The organism is Psychrobacter sp. AOP7-B1-25 (assembly GCF_052376195.1).
In the GTDB taxonomy this organism is placed as follows: Bacteria; Pseudomonadota; Gammaproteobacteria; order Pseudomonadales; family Moraxellaceae; genus Psychrobacter.
In genome coordinates this window covers 26,045-43,989 of record NZ_JBQSVK010000022.1, presented here as the reverse complement: position 1 = coordinate 43,989, position 17,945 = coordinate 26,045, and the positions used below count along the sequence as shown (strand labels likewise).

9 protein-coding genes are annotated in these 17,945 nt (G+C 43.9%); 2 read left to right on the top strand and 7 right to left on the bottom strand.

The genetic code is table 11. The annotated features are described in order from the left end of the window. Positions 1–65: 65 nt before the first annotated feature. A complete protein-coding gene (locus ACT3QR_RS12930; RefSeq protein ID WP_444521736.1) occupies positions 66–626 on the bottom strand; it encodes a fasciclin domain-containing protein in 561 nt (186 codons plus the stop codon). Positions 627–1,339: 713 nt separating this feature from the next. Here ACT3QR_RS12930 and metH point away from each other — a divergent pair. Continuing rightward, entirely contained in the window at positions 1,340–5,134 is a 3,795-nt protein-coding gene (gene metH, locus ACT3QR_RS12925) for a methionine synthase (protein WP_444521735.1), read from the top strand. A 495-nt stretch (positions 5,135–5,629) separates the two neighbouring features. Next, a complete protein-coding gene (locus tag ACT3QR_RS12920) occupies positions 5,630–6,457 on the top strand; it encodes a hypothetical protein (protein ID WP_444521734.1) in 828 nt (275 codons plus the stop codon). A 179-nt stretch (positions 6,458–6,636) separates the two neighbouring features. On the opposite strand, the gene ACT3QR_RS12915 is transcribed toward ACT3QR_RS12920, so the two are convergent. The 6 genes from ACT3QR_RS12915 to ACT3QR_RS12890 form a co-directional block, all read right to left on the bottom strand. Next, positions 6,637–6,783, bottom strand: coding sequence for a DUF2256 domain-containing protein (locus ACT3QR_RS12915; RefSeq protein WP_087945540.1), 147 nt, complete (start codon positions 6,781–6,783; stop codon positions 6,637–6,639). A 52-nt stretch (positions 6,784–6,835) separates the two neighbouring features. Beyond that, positions 6,836–6,997 carry a DUF2256 domain-containing protein gene (locus ACT3QR_RS12910; protein ID WP_444521733.1) on the bottom strand — a complete coding sequence of 54 codons (162 nt, stop codon included), beginning with the start codon at positions 6,995–6,997 and terminating at the stop codon, positions 6,836–6,838. Positions 6,998–7,048: 51 nt separating this feature from the next. Next, positions 7,049–13,279, bottom strand: coding sequence for a DNA repair ATPase (locus tag ACT3QR_RS12905; protein ID WP_444521732.1), 6,231 nt, complete (start codon positions 13,277–13,279; stop codon positions 7,049–7,051). 312 nt (positions 13,280–13,591) lie between these two features. Further along, positions 13,592–15,604: a hypothetical protein gene (locus tag ACT3QR_RS12900; RefSeq protein ID WP_444521731.1), complete on the bottom strand. Its 2,013-nt coding sequence runs from the start codon at positions 15,602–15,604 to the stop codon at positions 13,592–13,594. A 267-nt stretch (positions 15,605–15,871) separates the two neighbouring features. Beyond that, positions 15,872–16,528: a hypothetical protein gene (locus ACT3QR_RS12895; RefSeq protein ID WP_444521730.1), complete on the bottom strand. Its 657-nt coding sequence runs from the start codon at positions 16,526–16,528 to the stop codon at positions 15,872–15,874. Between the two features lie 142 nt (positions 16,529–16,670). Continuing rightward, the gene (locus ACT3QR_RS12890; RefSeq protein ID WP_444521729.1) at positions 16,671–17,633 is read right to left on the bottom strand and encodes a Xaa-Pro aminopeptidase; all 963 of its coding nucleotides are present in this window, start codon (positions 17,631–17,633) and stop codon (positions 16,671–16,673) included. Positions 17,634–17,945: the final 312 nt, after the last annotated feature.

The window sequence follows — 17,945 nt, the reverse complement described above, 5'->3', positions numbered from 1 at the left end:
AAATCATTACAGACAATGGCTGCTTAGCCTTGCGATAAGTACAGTTAGTATGACTACGTCAATACTTATTTAGGCAACAAAACTTTATCGATCACGTGTACGACACCGTTGTTGGCAGCAATATCAGTTTTTACAATATTGGTTGTACGACCGTTTTCATCTTTCAATTGGCCTTGGTCCGTTACCATCAGTGTGTCTTTGCTAAGCATAGCGATCGCACCTGGCTGTATATCTTCAGCATATACTGGCGCAGCGCCGTTAATCACATGATAGCCCAATATTTTGGTCAGCAATGGCTTGTTGGCAAACAATTGATCTTTTGTCATACCTGTTTCTTGCAATACTTGTGCAAATGCTTCGTTGGTTGGTGCAAAGATAGTGAAATTAGCATTAGGATTAGACAGTGGTGCAGCGAAACCTGCTGCTTCTACTGCTTCAACCAATAATGAGAAGTCAGCATTGCTTTGTGCAATCTGTACCACGTTCATATCCGACACAGCTTGACTACTTGTAGGGGTTTGAGTTGACACATCTTCACTGCTACTTGGTGTCATGTTATTACAAGCACTCAGTCCTGCAATTGAAAGTGCCAATGTACCCATAGTAGCAATTTTAGTAAGTTTCATAGTCATATCCTTAAGTATTGATGATTGAGTATTCTCAAATGATGGTAATGTCATCTTAATGGTTAATTTGCATTTCGTAGACAACCATTACGTCGATGAAAACGGCTTTAGTAAAAGCGATTAACACTCATTAGTAAGTATTACTTACGAAATGCTAATTCTTCTGAAATCAAATTAGCATCTCAAAAAAGTTTATCAAGATACCTTTACGCTGTTTTTGTAGTGGCGGTGTAAGTTCTGTCTGACTTTTAAGTGTCATGTTTGTCGTTAGTTTATACAAGCAAAGCTTTATGTAATCTTTGAGTGAATAATGATTCATTTATGCCTATTTTTTTGTGCAAAAAATTCTCATATCATATTCGAAATATGGACAGCATATTAAAGTATGTCCACAATCTAATCGGTAGTCATTTAGATGGATTGAAAATAGCTAACTCTTACCAAACAGTGCTAAACGATGTCGAATAACTGACTAATAATTCGATATTATTTGCGCTATCTTGCTTGTTTGACTGCCACCTATCTCATTTTTACGACCATTTATAAAATGAGGACATGCCCTAGTTATATTGCCAAAGCGGAATAAGCACGACACCATGTGATATGTGATTTTCATGCTAAAATGAAGCATATTTCACGACTCCTTTATAAAACCTTGAACCTTATTTGTTACTCCTTTTTTCTATAACATTGACGATATAAGCAGCGCTCCTATGACCCAAGCAACTGACTCACAAACCGATGCAACTTCTAGCCCATCACAATCTGCCGATGACTTTGTCCTGACACCACCTGCCGTATTTCCTTATAAAGAGCAACAACTAACCGCAAGAGCACGTATTACTGAGCAAATGGCATCACGGATCTTGATGCTAGATGGAGCGATGGGTACACAGATTCAGACCTATAAATTAGAAGAAGCCGATTATCGTGGTGAGCGTTTTGCAGATATTAGCCAAGACGTACGCGGTAATAACGACCTGCTGGTGCTCTCACAACCACAGATGATTAAAGAGATTCATGATGATCATCTTGGTGCTGGTGCAGATATCATCGAAACCAATAGCTTTAATGGTACGCGCCTGTCGATGGCCGATTACGATATGCAGTATCTGGTACCTGAGCTAAATAAAGAAGCGGCCAGACTGGCACGCGAGGCCGCCGATGCCTTTACTGCAAAAACACCAGACAAGCCGCGTTTTGTCGCGGGTGTGGTTGGCCCCACTTCACGTACCTGCTCGATATCACCGGATGTCAACGATCCTGCGTTTCGTAATATTACCTTTGATGAGCTAGTACTTAACTACCGTGAAGCGACATTGGCCTTGATTGAAGGTGGTGTCGACCTTATTCTGATCGAAACTATTTTTGACACGCTCAATGCCAAAGCAGCAATCTTTGCGATCACTGGCGTGTTTGACGATATTGGATTTGAGCTGCCGATTATGATTTCGGGTACGATTACTGATGCGTCAGGACGCACGCTATCAGGGCAAACGGCTGAAGCGTTTTATAACTCGGTTCGTCATGCCAAACCTTTATCAGTCGGCTTCAACTGCGCGCTCGGTGCCGATGCGCTGCGCCCGCATATTCAAACGTTATCCAATATCGCTGACACTTATGTCTCAGCGCATCCAAACGCCGGTCTGCCCAATGAGTTCGGTGAGTACGATGAAACGGCTGAAGAGACGGCAGCATTGCTAGAAGGCTTTGCCAAAGCAGGTATCTTAAACATCGTCGGCGGCTGCTGTGGTACTAGGCCAGAACACATCCGCCAAATCGCCAATATGGTAAAAAACTATGCACCGCGCGTGATTCCTGAAATCGCGCCTGCCTGCCGCTTGTCTGGACTTGAGCCATTTACCATCAATACTGATAGCTTGTTTGTCAATGTCGGTGAACGTACCAACGTGACAGGTTCTAAAAAATTCTTACGCTTGATCAAAACCGAAGCCTACACCGAGGCGCTTGATGTCGCCCGTGACCAAGTAGAGGGCGGCGCACAAATCGTCGACATCAATATGGATGAGGGCATGCTCGACTCCAAGCAAGCCATGATTCACTTTGTCAATCTCGTATCAGGCGAGCCAGATATCAGCCGTGTACCGCTGATGATTGACTCCTCTAAATGGGACATCATCGAAGAAGGGCTAAAGCGCACGCAGGGTAAATCTGTCGTCAACTCTATCTCGCTCAAAGAAGGGCATGATGAGTTTGTCGAAAAAGCCAAACTGTGTATGCGTTACGGTGCCGCCATTATCGTGATGGCCTTTGACGAAGACGGTCAGGCCGATACTTACGAGCGCAAAATCGAAATCTGCCAACGCAGCTATGATGTACTGGTCAATGAAGTTGGCTTCCCATCTGAAGACATTATTTTTGACCCTAATATCTTTGCCGTCGCAACCGGCATCACCGAGCACAATAACTACGGTGCTGACTTTATTAATGCGACTAAATGGATCACTGAAAACCTGCCTAATGCCATGGTATCGGGCGGTGTGTCTAACGTATCGTTTAGTTTCCGTGGCAACCCAATCCGTGAAGCGATCAACTCGGTATTCTTATTTCACGCGATCAAAAACGGCCTGACCATGGGTATCGTCAACCCTGCCATGCTTGAGTTATATGATGATATTCCAAAGGAAGCGCGTGACGCTATCGAAGACGTCATGCTCAACCGCAATCAAGGCGAGACTGGTCAAGATGCCACCGAGCGTCTGATGACCATCGCTGAAAACTACCAAGATGGCGGTAAGAAAAAAGACAGTACAGTCGATATGAGCTGGCGTGAAGGTACAGTAGAAGAGCGCATCGCCCATGCTCTAGTCAAAGGCATTACTACCTTTATCGAAGCAGATACCAAAGAAGCGTGGGAGAAATACCCCAAGCCGCTAGAAGTCATCGAAGGCCCATTGATGGACGGTATGAATATCGTCGGTGATTTATTTGGTGCAGGTAAAATGTTCCTACCGCAAGTGGTCAAGTCTGCCCGCGTAATGAAGCAGTCAGTCGCTTGGCTCAACCCGTATATCGAAGCCGAAAAGGTCGAAGGCGAAGTCAAAGGTAAAATCCTGATGGCAACCGTCAAAGGCGACGTGCATGATATCGGTAAAAACATCGTCGGCGTGGTACTCGGCTGTAATGGCTATGACATCATTGACCTCGGCGTGATGGTACCCTGTGAGACCATCCTAGATACCGCAATCAAAGAAAAAGTCGATATCATCGGTCTGTCTGGTCTAATTACCCCAAGTCTCGATGAGATGGTCTATGTGGCCAAGCAAATGCAAGAGCGCGGCATGACCTTACCACTTATGATTGGCGGTGCGACCACTTCCAAAGCGCATACCGCAGTTAAAGTGGAGCCGCAATATCAAAACGATGGCGTCATCTATGTCACTGATGCCTCGCGCTCAGTCGGTGTGGTGACCAAGCTCCTCTCAAAAGAGCATCGTCAAGCGCTAATCGATGAGACCCGCGAAGAGTATACTAAGGTACGTGAGCGTCTGGCCAAGCGTAAGCCAAAAGCGGCAAAAATCACCTATGCTGAGTCAATTAAAATGGGCTTTAAAGGTGACTGGGATAATTATGTGCCACCAGTACCTAATAAACTGGGGCAAGTGATATTGGATGACTACCCCATCACTAATTTGCTGCCGTATATTGACTGGACGCCTTTCTTTATCTCTTGGGGACTGGCAGGTAAGTATCCAAAGATCTTGCAAGATGATGTGGTCGGCGAAGCGGCTCGTGACCTGTTTAATAATGCCAATGAGCTGATGCAAAAGATGATTGATGAAAAATCAATCGTCGCTAAAGGGGTATTTAAACTCATGCCCGCTCGCCGTACTGATGCGGACACCGTGACGGTCTATGACAATGCGCCTGGTAATGGTGGCAGCCCAACCTATCAGTTCGAGCATTTACGTCAACAAAGCGATAAAGCCAGTGGCAAGCCGAACTTTAGCCTAGCTGACTTTATCTCGCCATCAGAGACACATACCGATCACTTGGGCGGCTTTACTGTCTCTATCGTCGGTACAGAAGCACTCGCTGAGCAATATAAAGCGGCAGGCGATGACTATAATGCCATTATGGTACAGGCACTGTCTGACCGCCTAGCCGAAGCATTCGCTGAGCATCTGCATGAGCTGATACGTAAAGAGTATTGGGGCTATCAGCCAACTGAGTCACTCACTAATGATGAGATGATTAAAGAGAAATACGTCGGCATCCGCCCTGCGCCTGGCTACCCTGCTTGCCCTGAGCATACCGAAAAAGGCAAATTGTTTGATTGGCTGGGTACGGTCGATGCTATCGGTACAACACTAACCGAAAGCTATGCGATGTGGCCTGCGTCATCGGTCAGCGGATTCTATTACTCGCATCCTGATAGTGAATACTTCAACGTCGGTAAAATCAGTCGTGATCAGTTAGAGAGCTATGCTGAGCGTAAAGGCTGGGATATGAAGACTGCTGAGAAGTGGTTGAATCCGAACTTATAGTCGATTGGCTAATCAAGCTATAGAAACCTAATAGTTCTTTTTTGGCTTACTCATTTAATATGGGTAAGCCATTTTTTATGGTATTTAATTTTGCCTATCCTCAGCTCACTATCATTAACTTAGTTAGTATGATGATAAATATTAATAAAATTAGTATTCTAACTATTTTACTAGATATTTTTTCTCACAAGTTTCTATGTGGCAAAAGAATATCCAAAACAGAAAACTCTCTCAATCCACCCTATTGGCAAGCTTTTACTAACCAGCTTAGCTTTGATAGCTAACCTTTTTTGCTTCCTATTTCTTTGATAACCACCTTTGCTATTTTAATTATCTAGAAAATACTTTTTGGATTGGATTAATCAAAAGATGTTTGATATATTCATAAATAATAATTTAAATATTCTTTTCCCAATATATTATTCAAGGGGGTGTTAGGCGCTAATATTTGAGCTGAGTAAGATTTTATATTTTTTTAATCAAGGAGAGATAAAAATGAAATCATTTAAAGTAGCCTTATTAACCTTATCAATGGCTCTGTTACTACAAGGTTGTGGTAACGATTCAGATTCAGATGGAACACCTACAACTCCCCCTGACCAACCAGATATTACGCAACCTGATCAGCCTAATATAGATACCGAAATTGTTGGAATGTGGAATAGCGATGATACCGCTGATGGGGAACTATCAACAATTATATTCATGGATGATGGAACCTATATACAGGCACAAGTTGATAGCAGTCAGTTGACTAGTGAACCTGAAAACGGTGTAGAACTAGGAAATTATAGCGTTAGTAGTACAGAAGGTAAGCTCACTGCTACGCCTATTTTTGATAAAAACGGTACTTCTGGGTTGTCAGACTCTGTTATTCGCTATGCTCAAATATCTAACGGTAGGCTTACCTTGAAGGTAGATGAAAACGGCAATGGCGTTATCGATAGTAATGAAAGCTATCGCTTCTCAGAAACTAAGTCTGAAGGTATCTTAGGACCTTGGAACTTTGATGATACTGATGACAATGAACTTATTGGCTTGGCATTTTTAGAAAATGGCACTTATATCCAAGTGCAAATTGATGAAGACGGGTCAGTCAATAATTCCGAAAATGGTATGGAATGGGGTAACTACACTGTTGATGCTGTTACTAGTCAACTATCTACGACTATAATTTACGACGATAATGCGGGTACTGGGTTGTCAGAACCACGTACACGTTATGCTCGAGTGACAAACGATACATCTCTTAATATTGAAGTGGACGACAACCAAGATAATATCATAGACGATGACGAAATATTCAAATTCTCAAGACCCTAGTCTAGAAAGTCTCTAGACCCTCACCAGCTCTAAGGACTTTATAAAATATAACTTGATGATCATGATCCAATAATTCAAGATTTTTAGACCATTGCATCATTTAACTTCAAACGCTAGCAGCCTTCAAAATTTACTTATAACAGCATTCAATCAATCAAGATAGGGTTGAATGCTTTAATTTAATCAGCCTTACCTTTAGTCCGTCGACACCGCTCAGAACAGTAAATCACCTGCTCCCAATCCTTTTCCCACTTCTTGCGCCACGTAAATGGGCGCTGGCAGACGGGGCAAGTTTTTTGCGGTAGGTTTACTTTTTTATGTGCCATCACCTGCTCCTTTATCTTTATCTTTCCAAATTTTTATGACCAAACCTGAGCTTTATTGTTGATGCTCGACACCTTCATATTTTTTCACCCGTCGGCACTGGTCTGAGCAATAAACCATATTGTCCCAGTTTTTATCCAGCTTCTTTGTCCAGCTAAACTCGCGCTCACAAACTGGACATTCTTTTTTGCGGACGTTCTTCTTTTTGTGCGCCATAGCTTTCTCATTGGTTTGTTTACTACATTAGTCACTGGTCACTATAGTCTACTAATCATAATCGTCAAATATCTTATTTAGGCGATTGAGACTATTGACGATCAGCTTGCCTGATTGATCAGTGCTGGTATCAATCGCCAGCTTCTCATCCATACGCATCGTTAATGGCGCCAGTGCTTCTTTGAGAGCATTTGCCATCAGTGCAGTCTGCTGCTGCACATCAGGTATATTGCTCTCTACTAGCTGGTTATCATTTACCTGAGTATCATTATTGCCAACCAAGCTATCTGCCATTTTTTGCGCTAGTTGCTCTACCGCATTGACCAGCTGCACCATGAGCTGTTTTTGTACATATTGATTTTGCTTGAGATGCTCGCCTTCGGCTTTATGATCATGCTTATAGATTTGTATCAGCTGGCTCATACTCTTCTCAAAGCCATTGTCGATGCTGTCGCTGACCACTTTGGCATTGTTCATCAGGCTATCGGCGAGGACTTTTTGTGCTTCTATCTGCGCCTCAATCTGAGTATCTAACTGTGCTTGTTGCCCTGCTGCGCGTAAGCGAGCGATTTTCTCTGGATCATTTTTTGATAAGTAGGTTTCAAACTGGCTACTAATGGCATTGAAACCACTGGCCAAGTCGACCAGTTGCGCGACGATACGCGCACCTGTATCACCATCTTCACCGCCCATCGCTTTGTTACGTAAGAAGTCCGCTTTGATCTGCTCCCAACGTGCTTTTTCTTCTTCGCTCAAGGTGCCGCGCATCTCACCGAGTTTGAGTAAATTACTCTCCGCGCCTTGGGTCAATAGCTGCGACTCGCCCAAATAGTGATCATCTATTAGCTGGTTCAGCTCACTTTCATTCATGACCGCCGACAGCTTTTCGGTCATCTTATTCATATTACGATAACTGCCTTGCAGCTTAAATATCGGCTCAACACGGTATTTATCATCTTGTGAAGCAGAGGCAATATAGGCCTGATTGACGTCCAAAATAACCGATTGCACAGCAAACATATGACGCAAGATTGCGACAATTTCATTAATCTCTGAAGTACTATACGGATAGGTCAAATCGCTACTTTGTGCTTGGGCAAGGTTAGCATTGTCCGCTTTTGCCATTTTAATCAAACGATGTACATCGCTTAAATCACGGTTGGCCATTGGTGCAAGTACCGTATTAGAAGTCAGCGAGTTTTCGATATAACTGAGGGCAAACACCTCTTCCATACCGCTCATGATATCGCCTAAGTTGTAGATATCAGCACGGTTGGCCAGCATATCAGGCACTTTAAATGCCTCACCGCTTTCGGTGTATGGGTTACCTGCCATGACCACGCAGAATTTTTTGCCACGCATGTCATAGGTTTTGGTTTTACCTTGCCAAACGCCATCGATACGGCGTGTGCCATCACCTAATGAGATGAATTTTTGCAAAAACTCCGCATGTGTATGCTGAATATCATCGAGATAGAGCATGACGTTATTGCCCATCTCAAAGGCTAAGTTAATTTTATTCAGCTCTTCTCGGGCAGTCGCATTGGGCGCTTTTTCGGGATCTAACGAGGTGACATCGTGACCGAGCGATGGACAGTTAATCTTCATAAAGATTAAGCCCAAACGGTTTGCCACGTATTCCATCAAGGTCGTTTTACCATACCCTGGTGGCGATATCATCATCAGGATACCCATCAAATCGGTACGCTTATCTTCACCAACCGTACCCATCTGCTTAGCGAGGTTGTCACCGATAAGTGGCAGATAGCTCTCATTAATCAGGCGGTTACGTACAAATGAGGACAACGGACGCGGCATAAACTCGTCCAGCCGTAACGTTTCTTTTGAGTCATGCAGTATCTCTGAGCGCATGGCCAGATAACGTCTATAGGCAGGAATGACTTGGGTATCATGATGGTGTAGACGATTGAGAAAGTCATCAACGGCAAAGGTTAAGGTCTGCTGATGAATACGTGGATGCTCACCCAGCAGGTTATTGACTTGTATTTCAAGCGATACCTTGCCCGTACTACGCTCAAAGCTTTGCACTTGATTGAGCGGATTATTGATACTGGTCAATGACGTGATCGATGACATCGTCGACGAGGTGATTGAAGAAAATGATAAAGCAGATGATGTGGCATTGGCACCTTTAGTGCCTAGTCTGTTACTGCCTAAACCTTGGTTGCTTGAGGTTTTGTTACCTATTCCTTTAGCACCCAGCCCTTTAATAACCAATCCTTTATCAAAGCTGACACCTGAGTCAATCAGTCGCTGCACCAAAGCTTCACGTTGGGCATCGTTCAGCTGAGTGAGCAACACAGCAATCGCCTCTGGCACATAGTGACGGCCACTCTCTAGCTGCTGCTTGCGTAGCGCTTCTTTTTCTGCGATTTCGGCCAGCTGCTCTTCACTGAGCTCGCCATCTTCATCGGTACCATCCGCTGCTGCATTGGCCGAGTCAGTATCATCGTAAGTCTTATCAAGTAACGCATGAAACCATGTGGTCAATAGCTCATAGGCTGATTTTGGCTGAAAGCCAAGCTTGCCGATTGAGGATTGTAGTTGATCAAAACTGGCAGTCGCTTGCATACTAGCTGATGAAGCGCTTAGCGTTTGGCTTAGCTGCTCACACAACTGCTGCGCTTGTTGGCTGGTTTGCCAGTGTATTTTATGTGTACTGGTATTAGGGGTAACAGCTTGCATTGACTGCCCCATGACACTAACCAGATACTCACAGGCCAGTTGCACATAGCCTAGCTTAAAAATACTAGGTTTAAAGATACTAGCACTGTGATCGTCACTTATATTTTCATCTGTGTCTACAGTTGACTCTTTAACAACTTCATCATTACTGTCGTCGTTATAGGTGCTCACAAAATCACGCATCACTTGAGCCATGTCTTCGACCAATAGCGCTTTGGCCTTATCACTACCCAATGCACGGCGTAGCTGCTCGGCAGTCGCGGCTCGATCTGTCCAGTTACTCGCGCGCGTCAGTACAGACTCACTCAGCCAAGCGTCATAACCGAACTGGCGTAAGCTGTCTAAGCCAAGCGCTTGTACGATATTGAGCTGCCAATAAAACAACTGCGCCAATGCTCGTACTTGCGGGGTATAAATCAGCAGCCCTGCCTCACGTAGCGTCGGCAATATCTGCATCAGTAATAACGTCGCATCATGATCATGAATGCCTTTGTCATAACCTAGCTGATAGCGAGGGGTGGCGTACGCTTTGACCAATTTGGATAATGGACTGTCATTATCAATATCACCATTAACATCGAGGGTAATGATGGTCGCATCATATGCTTGATATAGACGCTCTTCGGTTAAACCGTCCTGACTGTTTTTGGCGCTCTCAATGATGCTGTAGGCCAAATACTCAGCGCGGTATACCTTGTCAGACTCAGAAGCGATATTCATATCCCAATACGGACGCAAAGCGTTCAGCTCAGCATTATTAAGCACTTCATAATAGTCTGTGCCCGTTAGATGCAGGTTTAATACACGTGTTCCATCTGACTGCTGACGACTCAATAAAGTCAAATCCAATGGCTGAGTATTGACCGAAAAGCGGTGCTTGCCCAGTTTGATGATCTGACCACCATCTTCAAACAAGTCCGACTTGTCTTTTAGACTCTTATAACTCTCGATTTGAATGGCTTTTAGGCGAGCGTCGATGTCATCTGCTTTGACGCTAAAGTCCATCGCTTGTAACTCTTTTGCGATGTTACGGACTTTTTGTACCAGACCATCAGCCGCAAAATACGTATTGAGCGCTTCTTCCTCGGTAAAGCCTGTGACGCCAGTGCTTTGTGTCCGCTTCTTGATACTTTCGAGCATTCGCAGCGCGCCATCACCTAAGTTTTGCGCTTTACGGTTACGAGCATCGAGCAATTGCTGCTTGTGATTTTCAAAGGTCTCGTAAATCTCTTCACGCTTACTGATGATATCGGCTAAAAACTGATCGCCGCTGTTGGTCTCTGGATCAGCGAACTGGCTTTCTAATTCTTCTAACTGTACTAGCAACTTTGCCATTTGCTCATCTGATTTCTCAGGGGTATTGGCAATAGATAACGCATTGGCAATCGACTGCCCAAACAGTTTAAACTGCGCACCAAATTGCGCCACAGCCTCAGCCGAGCCTAAGTTTTTACGCTTATGATTAAGCTTGGCTTTGCTTTGGTTTAGACTGGCATAAATGGTCGATATATCGTCGATAATTTGCGTACGCACCGTGGCATCGGCTACATCCAACGTGCCCAGTAGCTCAGTTAGTAGATCCAAACCTTGCGCGGTCTCATCGATTTTCTCTAGTACTGGCTTTAGCTCCGCATTGGTTTCAGCGGTATTTAAGCGCTCACTGACATCGACCAGTGTGCCTTCGTAGCTTGATAGTGCCTCTTCACCACTCAAAAACAGTACGGTCTTTTCAGCCAACTCGCTCTCGGCTTCTTCTAACTGCGTCTGCAATGCTTGTAGCTTATCGGCATCTAAATAACGCAAATCCTCCAAACTAACCAAGCGGCCTTTTTGGCGTCTTAATGCGGACAACTGATCGACATAATCACTGGCAGACTCAAAGCTAGTAATGCGTATCTGTCGCAAAATCTCACTTTGCTGTGTATCAGCATCGCTTAATGCAGTTTGGGTTTTCTTTTGGATGCTTTGTACTTTAGCGAACTCGTCAATGACCAGCTCAGCCGTGGCCGTCACTTCTTTAATACTGCTGGCGACTTCGCTCAGCTCAGGCTCAGACAACCAGTAATAACTGTCAAAGAGGCGGCTGGTATTATTGGTCAGCTCTTCATAGAGCTTTTGTGACACGCTTTGATTATCAATCAGGCGCGTGATGCTATATAAGTCCGAGATGCCGCGTACCAGTTCTTTATTACCAATTTTGCCATAAAAACTGGTGCTCTCAGGCAACTCACTCACATACTCGTGTGAGGCATAAGGCGTGTGCCATATCTGCATCGGATGAATGCGAGATGGCTCACTTTGGTCGCTAAACAGCACCAAACGTCCATCCTCTGCCAACGCCATACCGTTACAGTAAATAGGGTTTGCCAATTGCTTCTTAATCAAGTTATAAGGAAACAGACCTGTAACGCCCAAGTCTCTGTCATAGAATAAGAATAGAACGTCTTCTCCGTTTGGCGATACAATTTTACGCTTAAATCGCAGGTCGGTAGCGCCAACATTATTGGCCTCAAACAGCTTATACTCACCGGTCTGTAGATAATAACCACCTGGAAACATGATGCCATGGTCTTCTGGTAGCTGAACACACGACTGTCCAATCGCATCCAACCGCATAACCGCTTCGGTCAAAGTGTTATAAACAAAATAACGGTAGTCCTCTTCGCGGTAAGGCAGTATTTTGAGCAGTATTAGACTGCCGACCTTGGCATAAGCAATCTCAGCATCAGTCAGCGATTGGGTGCGATCATTGACCGGTTCGCTATAAATCCCCTGGCCTGACTGCGTATTGTCCTCAATTTTGATAGTCAGATCGCCACCGACCGTTTCCACAAATATCGTATCCAAGATATTCATATGTGGATATTTGCCATTGATCATTTGATCACGGGTGGTCTCAATCCAGTCGAAATCATAGGCAGGCGGCAACTCGATATCACGCTCGCCTCGATTATCCACATAAGCGACTTGCGCCGACTCTGGCGTATCTTGACTAAAATCTAGCGCGAAACGGAACACTCGAATATCAGTGATGCGCTCACCAATCTGAAATGCCAACAGTAGCTTGCTGTCTTTCACTGTTATTTGAATCAAGCGCGTTTGCTTGTAATATCGGTATAGCTCATTGAAGTCTTGGACAAAAGCATCTTGATCTAAAAAAGTACCCTTTAAATCGACTTCTTCGAGCTGATATTCTTCTTCGTTACCAGCTGGCTCGTTCAGACGATATAGCGACAATACATCCTTAATATTGCTCGCACGCTTGAGCCCCATAAAGACGTTATAACCAAATAGCAGATAATCACCAACCTGCACCATATCCTGCGCCACACAGTTGTGCTCGGTACGAATACGAGTACGGGCGATGACTTGCATCTGGGTGCTGCCAAACTCTTCGAGACGCGCATTATTTAGCGTCTGCGTCTGCTGCTCTAAGCGGCTACCTTGCTCCGTCAGACGTTTTTTGATTAGCTCATAAGCATTGCCTGAAGCAACTGCCTGATCGGTTTGGTTTGCTTGTTTAGCATTATTATTGTCGTTGCTATCTGAGTTCTTTGAAGTTTGCGTATCCGCCATCGTTGCTCGTCCGTTTCTGTTTTTACATAATAAGAGAATGTTGGGCAATAGAGAAAATAAGGCACTTAGGGTTTGTTTAATAGGCCCTAACAAAGTAGCACTTGGCTAATCTAAGAAAACGAGTCATCACTGCTGTTTTTTTAGATTAGCCAACTCATCGTTATTCATCGTTCTGAATCACCGTGAGTTAGCCAAAAAAATCTGCCGCCTAAACGACAGATTTTTTATTTTAGAGAATATTACTTATTCATACTAAATGATAAAAACTTGCTTACTAATACTTGCATATTAAGACTAGGCCTTTAGATCCTATTAATAAGTCGTTTTATCATCATTTTGCTGGTTGGTTTTCATAGCTTGACTGGCCATCACACCGTTGATGATACCGCTCAATGTGTCTGACTTACCCGCTAAGCCATCAATGGCTTTACCGATAGACAGTGACTTGGCAAAGTTGTCAAAGAAATGCGCTTCACCGCCAACAATATCGATTTTGGCTTTCTGTAGCGCCACTGCCAATACTTCAGCATTTTCTTTCGCAATTTCTTTACCAGCGTCAATAGAAGCAAGTGCTTCTTGCAAGGCAGTCTCAAGCCCCATACGGAACTCTTCGTGCTCACGCGCTTCTTTATTCATACTACCCATAGCATTGAATTTTTCGACCAGACCATCTGCTTCGGCTTGGAAGTGCGCGCGAGTAACTTCGGCTTTTGCCAATCCAACTTCGCGTTCTGCTTTGGCACTAGACTCACCGCGAGCCGCGATGATTTCAGCATCGACCATACCTTTTTCACGCTCAGCTCTGGCGGTAGACTCGCCGCGAGCCGCGATAACTTCGGCATCTGCCATACCTTTTTCACGTTCTGATTGAGCTTGGGCTTGGCCTGTCGCTTTAATGATATTGGCTTTAGCGATGCCTTCTTTTTCAAGCGATGAAGCCTTGGCTTCTTGAATAGCGGCTTCGGCGAAACCATGTGCCGACTCTTCTGCTTTGATACCTTCGGCCATTTTAATTTTGGCTTCTGAGTCTTTGGCTGAAGCTTCTAAATTAGCATTGGCAAGCGTCGTAATCTCAACAGCTTTGTGCTTAGCAGACAACTCTTCTGCTTCAGCTTTTTTGACCTGACGTACTTTGAGCTCTTCGGCATCAGCTTCAGCTGCTAAGACGCGCGTTTGCTTGTCTCGATCCGCTTCACTAACTTCACGAACCTCTTTGATGCGCTCTTCTTCTTGTGCCACAGTTTTGTCTACCGCGATACGCTCACGAATGACGTTGGCGATTTCTTTTTTCTCAAGCTCAATGGCACGTTCTGCCTCGATACGTTGCAGATCGACTTCACGCTCACGAGAGACGACTTCTAAATCACGAGCACGCGTGACTTTCTCTTCTTCGATGACGACGGCACGCAGACGATTTTGTCCCGCCACTTCGATTTCACGCTGCTGATTCTCACGCTGAATCGCCAAGTCTTGCTCAACCGTGATAATCGCGGTTTCAGACTTTTTACGTTCTTCTTCTTCAATTTTGCGAGTTTCAGCCGTTTCTCGAGCTATCACTGACGAGATTTCGCGCTTCTGCTTGGCTTCAGCATCAGCTTGTTGACGCTCAAGCTCTAGCATCGCCTCTCTAGTTTCAACGTTCTTTTTCTTGACCGCCAGCTCTTCGTCACGCTCAAGCTCATTGGTAATAACATTTTGCGTGGCAGTTAACTGGGTAATCTTTTTGATACCTTCAGAATCCAAGATATTACTTGAATCTAAAGACATTTTTGGCGTTTGCTCTAGATAATCAATCGCAACATCTTCTAAGACATAGCCGTTTAGATCGTTACCAATTTCTTGAACGATACTGTCACGAAACTCACTGCGATTTTCAAACAGCTTGACGAAATCAATCTGTTTACCAACGGTTTTTAATGCTTCAGAGAACTTGGCATTAAACAGCTCATTAACAGCGACTTTGTCTGAAGCTCTCTCAACTCCGACCGATTTGGCAACTTTTAATACATCTTCTTCGGTTTCATTGACGCGTAAATAAAACGCAACAGTGATATCAGCACGCATGTTGTCTGCGCAAATCAAGCCTTCTTTACCACGTCTATCTACCTCTAACGTGATGAGCGAGATTCTCATCAGCTCTTTTTTATTGATAACTGGCCAAACAAAACCACCATCAAAACGTACGGCTATTTTGCTCACACCATTGATAATTAACGCTTTGCCCTGCTCAACCTTGAAGTAAAAGGCTTTGAGCATCAGTAGTGCTGCCATCACGAAAACAAACGCCAGCACCACAACCACGCCGACGATAATGAGTATGTCCATGTTTATTCCTTTAATTAAAACATTCTATAATCAGTTCTATATCCATCAAATGCTCAGTAAAGCTTGTTCAATCTACTCTATGTAGTAGCTTCACTTGCCTTTCTCATATCTGGACTAATTGAACCGATAATGACCAAATTTAAAACCGTTCTTATGATGTAAAAAACAGAAATTTTTTAGCTAATTTGCTTTTTATTGTTCATCATCGCTTATCCAATTTTCGAGTTTGCTCTATGATAAAAGTCGTGTCGATTAGATAATTTATGATTATTTGTCTTTAATAGGAGCGACTCGATAGGTGTTTGCTTCTTCTAGATACTCTACTAACATCACTCTATCGCCCTTTTTGAATAAGCTGGTACTGTTATCTGAACGGACCTTCAGTATCAACCCTGCACCGCCATCATTCAATTCTGCTTCGCCATGCTTATGTGTCACGCTAAGTGTGCGTACCACAGCGATTTTACCTATATTGCTAGAAGCATTACGTTTAGGAATTCTGGCAATGTTTTTGCGGATGGGTGAAATAATAATACCTGTTAGCCACATAGAAATGACCAATACGAATATCAGTGCTCCTGTGCCAAAGACATAATACAGAACACCAGAGTCGAAGTTTTGATGTAAGAAACTGGTATACAAATAGCTCAATAGCCAACCGATTAAACTAATAAGACTCAATATAATGATTAACGGTACACCGTAAAGACCAAACTTCAGCATGAGGCCTGTAAAAAAACCGGTCGACGATAAATCAGAAGCCGCAGCATCGCTACCTGGCTCCCCAAAATCCACACTATCCATATCTGCCATGCCGAGCAAAGATACCACCCAATATAAGGTAACGAACATCACAAGACCGGTGAAAACAATCGTCGGATATAAACTTATTTTGGTGATAAACACTAAAAAAGCCTCTTGCATTACGCGGGTTCTCCCTTTATCAACCTAATCTGCGATTTGTAGTAATCTACTACAAAAGCTCGTGCTCATCGATTAATTTTTATAAACTTATGTTCTTTTATAAACAAGTATATATACATATTACGGCATAAGACATATTTCTCTAACGGCCCCATATCGGTGACCGTACGACTTCACCATTCTGACCGCTAATAGCATAGCTGGTATTGCCTGACAGTGAGTGAATAACCAAACTGCTACTACTTTGGCCTGCCACTTGCCCGCCTACACTTAAACGACGAGTTGGATAGACAGCATAATTGCCAGAGGGAGATAGACGTGCAGGCTCATCAAGTCCTGTTTCCGCCAAGTTAACCACCTGTCCAGTCGTCAAAGTCATGATAGCCGCCTTGCGACCATTTAGATAAGCCATACGCTCACCATCCAAGCTAAGCTGCGGACTGGCGACATAGCCATTTGTTGATACAGGTGTCGCATTACCCGTAGCAAAGTCATAACGATAAATTCGCGGTCGTCCAGCACGGACTTTATCACTGGTATAGACAAAGCTCTGGCCATCCGCAGTATAACTTGGCTGTACCTCTGTACTAGGTAGGGTCGTCAACTGCTGGATATTCCCATCACTCAGACGCATTTTATAGATATCAGCATTACCACCGACAGTAGAGCTATAAAGCAAATCTTGACCATCGGGTGAGAATGACGCCGACATATTGCTACCTTCAGCATTCACTACTAGGTTGCGCGTATCGCTACTACGATCATAGATATAGATTTTGGGATGCTCACGTGGGGCTTGTTTGCTATAGGCAAGTAGTTGTCCATCTGCCGACCATGCTGGCGCATAGATATAGCCATTAAGCTGATCGATGAGCTGACGATCGCTACCATCAGGACGAATACTATAAAGTGTTGATACTTTTGCCGTTCCTACACCCTGCTCTTCTATATAGGCAATGTGTCCTTGGCGATCAATCACAGGCATACGTGCAGTCAGCGGATTGGTTTCGACTGTGCCGACAGATGTACTGACTGGTTTGTTGGATAATGTCTGGCAACCGGTTAGCGCAGTAAATACAACGATGGCAATAGGTACTTTCATCATTAAACTATCTATGATTGATTTAGATAGGTTTTCTTTACATATGGTTGTTTTATTTGTGGCAGTTTTTAGCATAGCGTCATACCCAATAGAGTTTGATGATGAAAGTGTGATAAATATCTAAAAAGGCGGTCGCTATCGACACAAACTCGAAACCACACCAACGATTTAAAAATTAAAGATATTACAGAAACGCTACACTAGTGTATCCTAAACTGGACTAAGTTTTAGATAAAAAAATGCCCCACTTATTAGTGAGGCATTCTGTCTTTTAAGAAACTTCATTTCAATTGAGCAATGTCAGTCGATTGATTT